The sequence below is a fragment of the Nonomuraea basaltis genome (assembly GCF_005893125.1).
In the GTDB taxonomy this organism is placed as follows: domain Bacteria; phylum Actinomycetota; class Actinomycetes; order Streptosporangiales; family Streptosporangiaceae; genus Nonomuraea; species Nonomuraea basaltis.
In genome coordinates this window covers 1-11,697 of record NZ_VCJS01000311.1, presented here as the reverse complement: position 1 = coordinate 11,697, position 11,697 = coordinate 1, and the positions used below count along the sequence as shown (strand labels likewise).

Here is an 11,697-nt window from a genome sequence, read left to right as displayed (position 1 = left end):
CCGCTTCACCGTCAACACCGACCCGGCCGCCGCCGCCCCGGACGAGCGGCTGACCTTCCAGACCCCGCCCTACCAGCAGGATCTCGTCCTCGCCGGAGACATCACGGCGAAGGTACGCGCCTCCTTCACCGCCGCCGACGGCAACATCGCCATCGTCGCCGAGGACGTCGCCCCTGACGGCACGGCCGCCCGCATCACCCAGGGCTGGCTCAAGGCCGGTCACCGCTTCGGCCACGACCGCGCCGTCCCCGTCCGCCCCGGCAAGACGTACGACCTGGAGCTCCGCACCTGGCCCACCCACTACCGGCTGAGCGCCGGCCACAGGCTGCGCGTCACCGTCTCCAGCGACGACCACCCAGAGATCGACTCCGACGCCCCGGCCGGCCAGGTCCACCTGCGCGTGGGCCGCGGCGGCACCGAGCTCCGCCTCACCACCTGGAAGGATCCGAGGTGAGCCCGCTCAGGAGACTCCTCGCCGCGATCGCCGTCCTGCCGATCGGGCTTTCCCCGCAGGCGCCCGCCACCGCCGACAGCACGTGCGAGAGCCTGATCGCCGTGGCCCTGCCGCACACCACGATCACCATCGCCGAATCGGTTCCGGCCGGCGGATACACCGCTCCCGACGGCCGCGTGCTGCCGTCCGTGCCCGCGTTCTGCCGCGTCCACGGCACCGCCAAGCCGGTGCCGGGCTCCGCCATCGGGTTCGAGGTGTGGATTCCGGAGCAGTGGAACCAGCGGATGCTGATGTTCGGCAACGGCGGATACAGCTCGGCCATGGACTTCGTCTCCATGGGCGGGCCGACGCTGGCGGCCGGGTACGCGACCGTCGGCACCGACACCGGCCACACCGGCGACGACCCGGACGTGTTCGTGCAGGGCGCGGCCAACTCAGAGATCATCGTGGACTGGGGCCACCGCGCCGTGCACGAGACGATCGTCAACGCCAAGCTGATCGCCGAGCAGCACACCGGGGCCAAGCCGCGCTACTCCTACTTCATCGGCTGCTCCACCGGCGGCCACCAGGCACTGATGGAGGCCCAGCGCTACCCCGACGACTTCGACGGGATCGTGGCCGGCGCTCCAGGCAACAACCGCGTCGCGCTCAACGCCGGATTCCTCTGGCAGTTCCTCCGCAACCACACCCCCGGCAACGACACCGAGCCGATCATCCCCGCGGCCAAGTTGCCGCTGCTGACGAACGCGGCCGTCAGGCAGTGCCGGGGCAGGGACGGCGGCCTGGCCACCGACGGCTTCCTCACCGACCCGCGCCGCTGCTCCTTCGACCCCGCCACGCTCCAGTGCCCGGTCGGCGACGCCCCCACGTGCCTGACCAAGCGCCAGGTCAGGGCCGTACGCGAGATGTACGGCGGGGCTCGCGACCCGCGTACCGGCAGGCAGGTCTACCCCGGCTGGCCGGTCGGCAGCGAAGCGCCCGTGATCGACGCGGCCGGCCGGGTGCTGACCGGATGGAGCGGCTACTGGGGCACCACCCAGCCGGCCCGCGCGAACTTCTGGCGCCACTGGGTCTTCAACGACCCGAACTGGAACTGGTGGACCTTCGACTTCCACCGCGACCTGCGTCTCGCCGAGAGGAAGCTCGGACCGCTCATCAACGCGACCAACCCCGACCTGAAGCCGTTCCGGCGTAGCGGCGGCAAGCTCCTCATGTACACCGGCTGGGCCGATCCGGTCGTCTCCGCCCACGACACCATCGACTACTACCGCAAGGTGGTGCGTGTCACCTCCGGCGGGCGTGAGCGCGAGACCCGGGAGTTCGCGCGGCTTTTCCTGTTCCCCGGCATGACCCACTGCGGCCGCGGCCCCGGCCCGAACATCTTCGACACCTTGACGCCGATCGTGCGCTGGGTCGAGCAGGGCGCTGCACCGGCCGAGATCGTCGCGACGAAGTACGTCAACGACAACCCGGCCGACGGCGTCGCGATGACTCGCGCACTCAATCCCTTCGCCTGCTGATCCCGCCACGGCCGCCCGCGCCCAGGTCGATCTCCGGAAGACACGCCGACCAGGGCGCGGCCAGGTGCCCATCTGGCCTCACCCGGTCCTGGCCGGCGTAACCCCCGAGGAACTTCCAGCGAAGGCCACTTAGCCGATCAGAGACGCTGTGGACAGATGCCGGAGGGTCGACGTTCGGGCCAGCAGGCGAGTGTGATGGACCACGCCTCCTGACACCGCAGGCGTTTCTCCTTCGACGAGTTGGATGAGGAGTTCCGTGGCGATTCTGGTCGCTCCGACGGGATCGAGGGACAGCGTGGTGACCGGCGGTGTTGTCGTCTCGTAGGCACTGGACTCGCTCGCACAGGCCACGAGGAGGTCTTCGGGAATCCGCAGGCCATGGCCACAGGCGGCCGACAGCACGGCGTGCCCGCATCGGTCGTACGGACCGAAGATGGCGTCAGGAGGATCGTCCCGGGACAGGAGGCGGGCGACGGCAGGGGCCGGATTCTTGCGTCTCATGAGTTCGAGCAGGGCGGGCTCTCCCCGCTCGGCACACCACTGACGGTACGTTGCCATGCAGGCCTGGATGTAGTAGTCGGTGGTGTCGCCGCCGAGTAGGGCGATCCGCTGTGCACCGGCCTGCGACAGATGGTCCAGCACGCCGCGCACCGCGCCTTCGACATCGTTGTCCACCCAGATGTCGTACGGCTCCGCGCTGACCGGCCTCCCGATGTGGACGACGGGCACGCCGCGCATCAGCAGATCGGCGCGAACCCGATCGCCCTTCGGGCTGTCGATCAGCAGCATGCCGTCGACGGCCAGAACGGCCCACCGCTCCAGACCGAGAGCGGTGGGCTGCACGACGAGCCCGTAGCCGTGTTCGTGTGCGACAACGGTGGCGGACTGGATGGCCTGGGAGAAATATGGGATTTCCGCGAAGCCCCATGAGGCGGGGTGGTCGGTGGTGACGGCCAGGCCCAGCGTTCTCGTGTGCGTCTTATCAGGAAGGTAGCCGAGCTCTCGTGCCACGCGCCACACGTTGTCACGCGTGCTCTGGGACATGCGGCCGGCCGATTTGAGCGCGTTGGAGACGGTCGCGATCGACACTCCGGCCACGCGCGCCACATCCGCCATGGTCACGTCAGGTGAGGGCTTTCGGGGCACCTTCTCAATCGTACGCTCGAGGCGTTTCGCGGAGGTACCCGCCGGCTGTCATTCGGCCGTCTCCACCGGGACGAATGACCCGCCATGACCAGGGATGATCAGGCTCGGACGCAGGGCGAGCACGCGCTCGCGCGATCGTCTCAACGCGTGGCCGTCCTCGGCCAGCGGGTCGTCGGCCGGCCCGTCGGCACTCCACCACAAATGCGTGGCGACGACCAGCCCTTCATCGGTCTCCGCCACCGTGGTGATGTCCTCCGCCGTGTGCCCCGGGGTTCGCAACAGCCGGACCGAGGGCGACAGCTCGAAACCATCGGCCTCACGCTCCACCCACTCGTCGCCGGAGTAGATCGCCCAGTGGTCGTGGAAGCGAGCCTCAGGGAACAGGGCGGCGTTCAACGTGTGATCCGGGTGGTGGTGAGAGAACACCACGTCGGTGACCTGCTCGGGTTGCAGGCCCAACTCGGCGAGAGGGTCCAGGATGAGCCGGCGGTGGGCGACCATGCCCGGATCGACCACGGCGATCAGGTCGCCTTCCCGGATCAACGTCACGGTGCTGGCGACCCGCTCGTCGGCGTATCCGTCCGTGAGGACGTGAACGAATGCTGGCATGCCAGGCAGCATACGGAAATCGTTGTCAGCGAGGAAGATAGCGACCGATTCGATCGCCGTTCTATGGCCATGCAACGAGATTGTTACCGTATGGGGTTGTGGTTAATTCGTTAATCAACCTCAATGGCCCTCACCCGCAAGCTCGTCTGGGTGGAGGTACGGAATGCACGGTCGCATACTCGCGATGGCCGCCGCGCTGTCATTGGCCGCATGCGGAACGGCGGCGAAAACGGAGGCCGCTCCAGCCGGCGGCAAGGCGATGGTAGCGCCTCCCGCGGTGATCAAGGACGGGGAGATCGTCTACTGTTCCGACATCTCCGCCCCGCCGCTGGAGTTCTACGACAAGGCCAAGAAGCCCATCGGTGCCGACGTGGAGATCGGCGAGGCGCTCGCGGCCAGGCTCGGTGTGGCGGCGGTATGGCGCAACACCAAGTTCGCCTCCATCGTCCCCACCTTGGTGGCCAAGCAGTGCGATGCGATTCTGTCCCAGCTCTACATCAAGCCGGAGCGGGAAAGGGTCGTCGACTTCGTCCCCTATATGTACTCCGGGCAGTCGATCCTCGTGGCCAAGGACAATCCCCGGCGCGTCACCGGGCTGGACGAGAGCCTGTGCGGGCTGACCGCGTCGACGCTCATTTCCACCACGGCCGCCACGCGTCTCGAGGATCAGTCCAAGAAGTGCGAGGCGGCCGGCAAACCGGCCATCAAGCTGACCCGGTTCGATCAGGACATTGCCGCGCTGCAGGAGCTGGCGCTCGGCCGGTCTCAGGCATACGCGACCACGAGCGAGACCGCCGCGTACTACATGGGGCAGAAGCCCGGCCTCTTCGCCTTCGCGGGAGAGTCCTTCGACAAGATCAAGGCCGGCATCGCCGTACGCAAGGGCAACTCCGCGCTGCAGAGCGCGCTGGCCAAGGCGCTGCAAGAGATCCGGGCAGACGGGACGTACGACAAGGTCCTGGCCAAGTGGAACCTCCAGGTGGACAGGCTGGAGCCTTGACTTTCGACCCGGCGTTCTTCTGGGACGCGCTCCTTCGCCCGTCGGGGCCGTTTCTCGAGGGGCTCTGGCGCACCGTCTACATCTCTGTCCTCGCCCAGTTCCTGGCAGTGATCATCGGGCTCGGCGTGGCGCTGATGCGCCGATCCAAGCGCCGCTGGGTCACCGCGGTGGCCGGGTTCTACATCTGGATCCTGCGCGGCACCCCGCTGCTGGTGCAACTGGTTCTCGTCTACAACGGCCTGGCCGCGGCCGAGCTCTATTCCTTCTCCGACGTGAGCCTGCTCGGCGTGACCGTCACCGGCGTGTTCCAGGCCGCCCTGGTCACGCTGGCGATCAACGAGAGCGCCTATATGGCGGAGATCATCCGTGCGGGGATCGACTCAGTCGGGAAGGGGCAGTCGGAGGCGGCGCTCGCCATCGGCATGACACCGCGCTCCGCGATGAGATGGATCATCCTGCCGCAGGCGCTGCGCTTCATCGTCCCGCCGCTCGGAAACAACTTCAACGCCATGATGAAGACCACCTCGATCTTGAGTGTGATCGGCGTGGACGAGCTGTTCCTCAACACCCAGGCGATCAGTTCCACGACATTCCGCACGTTCGAGGTGTTCATCGTCGCGGCTCTGTACTACCTGATGCTCACCACCTTGTGGTCGTTCGTCCAGGCTTGGATCGAGGGCCGGCTGAATGCATCGGCCGGGATATCGCGACCTCCGACGATAGGGCAGCGGCTCTTCGGCGGCGGGCGTGCCGTGGTCCGGGCAGGGGCGCCATGAGCGTGATCGTCCGAGCCGAGGACCGCGTCGGCCTGGTAAGCCGGCCCGCCCGCTCAGGTCTTCACCGATCCCCTCCACGAACGTACGCGATCGTTCCTGTCCAAGATCATCTGAAAGTGCCATGACCTATCACTGCGCCATCGCCAGCCCGCACGTTCTCGCCACCGCCGCGGCAAAGAAGGCGATCGCACGCGGCGGCAACGCCATAGACGCCGCGCTCGCGGCCGCCGTGACCCTCACCGTCGTCTATCCGCACAACACCGGACTCGGCGGCGATCTGATCGCTCTGATCAGATCGCCGGACGGCAGGATCTCCTGCGTCAACGCCAGCGGCCCCGCTCCGGCCGGCATCGACGTGGCGGCGCTGAGATCGCGTTCCGGCGGCCAGATGCCCGTGTCCGGGCCTGACACGATCACCGTCCCCGGCGCGGTCGCAGGCTATGCCGCGCTGCACGCCTCCGGTGCCGCGCTGACGTGGCCCGACCACTTCGCCGCCGCCATACGCCATGCGGAAGGCACTCCCGTCGTTCCGGGCCTGGCAGCGGCCATAGCCGAGGCCGGAGATCTGATCGTCGCCGACCCCGGGATGCGGGCCGTCTTCGGGTCACTACGCGTCGGCGAAACCCTGCGCCAGGAGGCCTTGGCCGCGACGCTCGCGGAGATCGCGGCTCAGGGCCCCGAGGTGTTGTACGGCGGGCGGCTGGGCGAGCGACTGGTCGCCGGCCTGCAGGCGTTGGCGGTCCCCATCGCCCTGGGCGACCTGGCCGCCTACGAGGTCGAGCGGTCCGATCCGCTCCACCGTGCCTTCCGGGGTTTCGACGTGTACACCAGCCCGCCCAACACACAGGGCTTCCTGCTGTTGCAGGCGCTGGGCGCACTGGAGAGAACGGACCCGCAGGGGGAAGACTCCGGACAACTGGCCGCGATCTTCCACAGAGGCATCGCCGACCGGACCCGCCATCTGGCCGATCCCCGGTTCGCGCAGGTCGACGTGGACGCCCTGCTGCTGGGCCCCTCCCACCAAGCGGCCGGGCCGGCCATCACCGGCAGGGCGAGTGGCGACACGGTCGCGGTCGTGACCGCGGACAGCGAAGGGCACGCGGTCTCGCTGATCCAGAGCCTCTTCCACAGTTTCGGCGCAGGGCTGCTCGAACCCTCGACCGGCATGGTGATGCACAACCGTGGAGCGTTCTTCTCCCTCGACGCCGCCTCGCCCAACGTCATCGCGCCGGGCAAGCGTCCGGCACACACGCTGATGCCGGTCATGGTCACACAGGAAGAACGGCTGGCCTGGTCGATGGGCACGATGGGAGGCAAGGCCCAACCGCAGATCCTCACCCAAGTGCTGCTACGGCTGCTCGACGGGGAACAACCCGCCGACGCGGTGGCCGCGCCCCGCTGGGTCGTCGGCGGTATGGAAGCGGGCCAGCCGGAGGACACGATCAGCCCGGAGATGGATCTCTCCCCCCGGACCATCGCAGCTCTGACCGCGTCCGGCTCGCCGATCATCCCGCTGCCGCCGGCGTCAGAATGGGTCGGCCACGCGCAAGTCGTCGGGGGTGCCACCTCAGCAGGGAGCGATCCTCGCTGCGATGGCGCCTCGGCCGTGGTTTCGCTGATACCGGAAGATCCCCAGGCCGACATGTCCTGAGGTGACGCGGGACAGGGTCAGTTAACAGGGCATGATCGGTGGCAGGTGATCGCCCGTCATCGCTGGATCTCGGCGTTCAGTCGAAGCTCTCCGCGGCGGCATCGTCCGCGCTGGTGCCGACACCGCGGCCGGCGGGGACCTGCCCGCTGGTCCCGCTGCGGGCAGTCAATCGTGGCGGTGAGGTCGAGGAGCGCTATCGTGATAGCGCATGATCGATGCGTTCGAGCGCCTCAGTCAGCACCTTCCGGGGGCAGCCGACGTTGAGTCGGACGTACCCCTCTCCTCCGGGGCCGTAGACCCGGCCGTCGTAGAGATTGACAGCCGCATGGTCGACAAGGAACTGGTGCAGCCCGCCCACACGAGCGTCAAGCTCACGGGCCTCCAGCCAGACCAGGAACGATGCGTCCGGCGGCATCGGCGTGATCTCGGGCAGCCGCTCTCGGACGAACTCGTGCACGAAGGCCACGTTGCCCTTGAGATATTCGGTCAGCCGGTCGAGCCACGGACCACCCGTGGTGTAGGCAGTCTCTAAGGCGAGACGACCGAAGTAGTGCGCGTTGATCATGAACGATGCCCGCATGGCGTTCAGCAGTTCCGAGCGCAGGGATGGATCGGCAACCGAGAGTGTGGCCGATGGCAGGCCGGCAAGGTTGAAGGTCTTCGTGGGGGCAGTGCAGATGAATGCTCGGCGGGCGGCGTCGCTGCTGATCGAGGCGTAGACCACGTGGGGCCGACCGTTCAGTCGGATGTCGCAGTGGATCTCATCGGAAATCACCAGAAGGTCGTAGCGCGCACAGATGCCGTTCACGGCGAGCAACTCGTCGGCCGTCCAGCTCCGGCCCGAGGGATTGTGGGGGTTGCAGAGCAATAGCACCTTCGCGCCGGATGCGGCCAGCTCGGCCAGGTTGTCGAGGTCGAACTCGTAGCGGTTGTCGATGAGCCGGAGCCGGTTCACGAGCAGCCGCCGGTGGTTACCGGTAATGGCCTCGAAGTTCGGCGAGTAGACCGGTGACTGGACGATCACCCCATCTCCAGGGGCGGTGAAGGTACGCAAGATTGCTGCGACCGAGGACATGATCGCAGGGGCCGGGAGGAGCGTTTCCACCGGTGGTGTCCAGCCGTGCCTGACAGTGAACCAGTTCTGCACGATCTGGAAGTGTTCCGGGTCTCGCAGAGTGTAGCCGTAGATACCGTGGTCCGCAGCGGCGCGCAGACGGTCGATGACGGTCGTCGGCGCCCGGAAGTCCATGTCGGCCGTCCATAGCGACAGAAGATCCTCGCCCCGGACACGCGGTGAAAATTCGTCCCATTGGTTGGCCCATTTGGCTGACCCGAAAGTGACGCGGTCGTACACCGTGTCAAAGTCGGGGTCGGCACCGTACTCTGCGGTGGCGGCAGGCCTGGCTTTTGGCGGTCTGGTGGTCATGCGAAAAACTTCTCCACTCCACGGGCGACACGGCAGTCCGCGTGGTCGTGGCTGCGGGGCGGATCCGGAGCCACGACCACCGGCTGGGTACGGGCTCAGCCGTTCTGGCCGATGCCGGCTTTGATGAGTTCCGGGACGATCTTCTTGCTCTCGTCGAACGAGATCAGCACGATGGCGTCCGGGTCCTGGGCCTTCACCTTCTCCACCTCGGCCGTGTAGTTGGCTGCGTTCGCGTCGTAAAGGACATAGGAGACGACTTTGCCGCCGGATTCCTCGTAGAAGGAGCGGACGTTCTTCGCCAATGCCTCTCCGTAGGCGTCCTGTCGGGCGAGGATTGCGATGTTGCGGTGACCGTCCTCGCTGATGGTCTGGGCCATCACCTGCCCCTGCAGGACGTCGGAGGGGGCCGTGCGGAAGTACATGCCATGGTCGGGGTAGGTGTCGAATGCGGTCGAGGTGTTTCCGGCCGATATCTGGACGACGCCGGCCCCGGTGATCTTGTCGATGACCGACAGCGACACCGACGAGGAAGCGGCGCCGATGATGACGTCGGCACCACCGCGGAGCAGTTTGTCGGTCTCGGATGGCGCAATGTTCGGCGACCCGTCACCGGAGTCGCCCTTCAACTGCTTCACATCCTTGCCCAGCACACCCCCGGCCTTGTTGATTTCGTCAATGGCCAGGTCCACGCCGGCGAACTGCGGAGCGCCGAGGAAGGAGCTGTCCCCTGTGGCAGGGAGCAGGGTGCCGAACGTAAGGGTGCCGTCCCCCTTGGGGATTGGGCCGCTGACCTTCTGGTCGGCTCGGATGTTGGCTTGGTCCGGAGTGGTGCCGTTGACGTAGCCGACATTCTTGTAGTTGTTGTCCTGCCCGAATTGGTAGATGCCGACGGTCGCCGCGGACGGGCTTCCTGTCGAGTTCATCTCGATCGGGCCAGAGGCGCCGTCGTAGTCGATGTCCGTTCCGTCGGCGAGTAGGCCGGCGCACTGCTTGAAGCTGGTGCACTTCGTCCCATCCCTGGTGATGCCGATCTCCTTCTCGGCGATCGCCTTGCCGGAGTCGTTCTTGGCGGCGACCGCAGCCAGGGCTGAGAGGATCGTGGCGTCGTAGGCCTCCGGAGCGTAGGTGAAGTCCTTCACCTTGCTGTTGATCTTGAGGATCCTCTGCCGGAACTCGTCGCCGATCTTGCCGCCGGGCAGGGTGGCGCGCACACCGTCGAGAGTTCCCGGCTCGAAATCACCGGAGTAGTCGGCGGTGTTGCCGTCGACGAAGTAGAGCTGGGTACCCGCCGTGCCCGCCGTGGCTGGCGTGGCTGGCGCCTCGCTGCCGGCTGCGGTGGGGCTGCTGCTGGAACCGCAAGCGGCCGTTGCCAGCGCGGCGGAGACCAAAACGGCGATACAGGTGATGCGCCTGGGGAGCGGCATGGGACCTCCAAGTGTGGGTGAGGACCGTTGCAACTATTGGTGTGGTGCACGGCTGTGTCGTGGCGGATGTCAGGAGCGGACGCGATGGGAGGAATCGACCGGCAACATGTGTGGTCGTAGCCCTAGTTCCGCCTGCCGGCAGGTGTGCTGTCTGCCTGGGCGGCATTGGTCAAGGTGCCGAGATACAGCTCGATCACCCTCGGGTCACGGGCCAGCGACTGGCCGGACCCGGTGTAGGCGTTGCGTCCTTGGTCGAGGACGTACCCGCGGTCGCAGATCTGCAGGCAGCGGCGTGCGTTCTGCTCGACCATGACGACCGATACACCGGTGCGGTTGATGGCTCGGGTCTGGACGAACACCTCGTCCTGCATCGCCGGGGACAGGCCCGCTGAGGGTTCGTCGAGCAACAACACGGAGGGTTCCATCATCAGAGCCCGGCCCATAGCCACCATCTGCCGCTCACCGCCTGACAATTGTCCGGCCCGCTGCTTGCGGCGCTGGCCCAGCGCAGGGAACAGATCGGTCACGAACGCAAACCGGGGAGCGAACTTCTTGGGGGACTGATAGCACCCCATCTGCAGGTTTTCCTCGATGGTGAGCGAGGGGAAAATGTTGTTGGTTTGCGGTACGAAGCCGATCCCTTGGGATACCAGTGCGTCGGCGCGCTGGTTCGTGATCTCTTCGCCCCGCAGGCGAACCGTCCCGGTGGTGATCTTGACCAGCCCGAAGAGTGCTTTGAGCAGTGTCGACTTGCCGGCGCCGTTGGGTCCGATGATGCCGACCAACTCGCCGGGTTGGCAGTACAGATCGGCGCCATTCAAGATGTTGACTCCGGGGAGGTACCCGGCGATCAGATTGTCGGCGCGAAGGGCTGCGCCCTCGGCCGCCTGCAGATGCCTTGCCTGCGCTGCCTGGTCGATCTTTGGGACGTTGGGATCGGTTTCAGCCACGATCTCGCCCTGATCGGTGACCTGGGAGTCCGATGGGCCGTGATGGGCAGAAGTCATCTCGGGACCTCCCGGTCGACCATCTGCCCGGCGTGGTCGTGCGCGTGCTCGACCTGGATCACGTGTTCGAGCTCGCTGATGTCGGTGTCGTGGCGAGCTCCGAGGTAGGCATCGATGACACGTTCGTCGGACATGATGGATGTGGGGGGTCCCTCGGCGATTACCTTGCCCTGGGACATGACGACCACCCAGTCCGAGATCTCTCGCACCATGTCCATGTCGTGTTCGACGAACAGGACGCTCATTCCCTGATCCCGCAGCGACTTCACATGCCCGAGCAGGGACTGCTTCAGCGCTTGGGTTGACGCCGGCCATGGGTTCGTCGAGCATGACCAGCTTCGGTTCGACCATGAGCGCCCGCGCCATCTCGAGCAGCTTTCTCTGGCCGCCCGACAGGGACCCGGCGAAATCTTCCTCCTTGGCGTCGAGCTTGAACCGCTTGAGCAGGTCTCGGGCCCGGTCGGTGATGTCTCGTTCCTGCGCCCGCCACAGGGCGGGGAGCGCGGCGGCCCACAAGCGTTCGCCACGCTGACCTGTGGCGCCCATCCGCATGTTCTGGGCCTGTCCAGTAAACGGTGTAACTCGATCTTGAATTAGTTCTATCGGGTGGTCGGGTTCAGGCGGCCTTCGAAGGTGATGGCGAAGGCGTTGAGAGCGGCTTTCCAGCGGGTGATCCAGCGTTTG

10 protein-coding genes and 1 pseudogene are annotated in these 11,697 nt (G+C 66.7%); 5 read left to right on the top strand and 6 right to left on the bottom strand.

The window, feature by feature from the left end; genetic code table 11:
- Both EJK15_RS62640 and EJK15_RS62635 read left to right on the top strand, forming a co-directional pair.
- Window positions 1-454: CocE/NonD family hydrolase C-terminal non-catalytic domain-containing protein (locus tag EJK15_RS62640; RefSeq protein WP_276615578.1), on the top strand; the 454-nt coding region annotated here is incomplete at its 5' end.
- The gene (locus EJK15_RS62635) at window positions 451-1,974 is read left to right on the top strand and encodes a tannase/feruloyl esterase family alpha/beta hydrolase (protein WP_171075293.1); all 1,524 of its coding nucleotides are present in this window, start codon (window positions 451-453) and stop codon (window positions 1,972-1,974) included. The genes EJK15_RS62640 and EJK15_RS62635, both read left to right, overlap by 4 nt.
- A gap of 129 nt (window positions 1,975-2,103) precedes the next feature.
- Here EJK15_RS62635 and EJK15_RS62630 read toward each other — a convergent pair whose 3' ends face one another.
- A complete protein-coding gene (locus EJK15_RS62630) occupies window positions 2,104-3,120 on the bottom strand; it encodes a LacI family DNA-binding transcriptional regulator (RefSeq protein ID WP_138719808.1) in 1,017 nt (338 codons plus the stop codon).
- Window positions 3,121-3,168: 48 nt separating this feature from the next.
- Complete coding sequence (locus EJK15_RS62625) at window positions 3,169-3,729, bottom strand: MBL fold metallo-hydrolase (RefSeq protein ID WP_138719807.1); 561 nt, start codon at window positions 3,727-3,729, stop codon at window positions 3,169-3,171.
- 163 nt (window positions 3,730-3,892) lie between these two features.
- On the opposite strand from EJK15_RS62625, the gene EJK15_RS62620 reads away from it, so the two are divergent.
- The 3 genes from EJK15_RS62620 to EJK15_RS62610 all read left to right on the top strand — a co-directional run bounded on the left by EJK15_RS62620 (window position 3,893) and on the right by EJK15_RS62610 (window position 7,156).
- On the top strand, window positions 3,893-4,729 hold the full coding sequence (locus EJK15_RS62620) for an ABC transporter substrate-binding protein (RefSeq protein WP_138719806.1): 837 nt from the start codon (window positions 3,893-3,895) through the stop codon (window positions 4,727-4,729).
- Complete coding sequence (locus tag EJK15_RS62615; RefSeq protein WP_138719805.1) at window positions 4,726-5,505, top strand: amino acid ABC transporter permease; 780 nt, start codon at window positions 4,726-4,728, stop codon at window positions 5,503-5,505. The genes EJK15_RS62620 and EJK15_RS62615 overlap by 4 nt, the downstream gene beginning before the upstream one ends.
- A gap of 121 nt (window positions 5,506-5,626) precedes the next feature.
- Window positions 5,627-7,156, top strand: coding sequence for a gamma-glutamyltransferase family protein (locus tag EJK15_RS62610; protein WP_138719804.1), 1,530 nt, complete (start codon window positions 5,627-5,629; stop codon window positions 7,154-7,156).
- Window positions 7,157-7,349: 193 nt separating this feature from the next.
- Here the strand turns inward: EJK15_RS62610 and EJK15_RS62605 are convergent, their stop codons facing one another.
- The 4 genes and pseudogenes from EJK15_RS62605 to EJK15_RS62590 form a co-directional block, all read right to left on the bottom strand.
- Window positions 7,350-8,582: a MalY/PatB family protein gene (locus EJK15_RS62605; RefSeq protein ID WP_138719803.1), complete on the bottom strand. Its 1,233-nt coding sequence runs from the start codon at window positions 8,580-8,582 to the stop codon at window positions 7,350-7,352.
- Between the two features lie 95 nt (window positions 8,583-8,677).
- Window positions 8,678-10,006, bottom strand: coding sequence for an ABC transporter substrate-binding protein (locus tag EJK15_RS73795; protein ID WP_206062039.1), 1,329 nt, complete (start codon window positions 10,004-10,006; stop codon window positions 8,678-8,680).
- Window positions 10,007-10,128: 122 nt separating this feature from the next.
- Window positions 10,129-11,013 carry an ABC transporter ATP-binding protein gene (locus tag EJK15_RS62595; protein ID WP_138719802.1) on the bottom strand — a complete coding sequence of 295 codons (885 nt, stop codon included), beginning with the start codon at window positions 11,011-11,013 and terminating at the stop codon, window positions 10,129-10,131.
- Window positions 11,010-11,568, bottom strand: a pseudogene (locus EJK15_RS62590) (ABC transporter ATP-binding protein); the annotation flags it as partial. The pseudogene EJK15_RS62590 and the gene EJK15_RS62595, both read right to left, overlap by 4 nt.
- Window positions 11,569-11,697 lie beyond the last annotated feature (129 nt).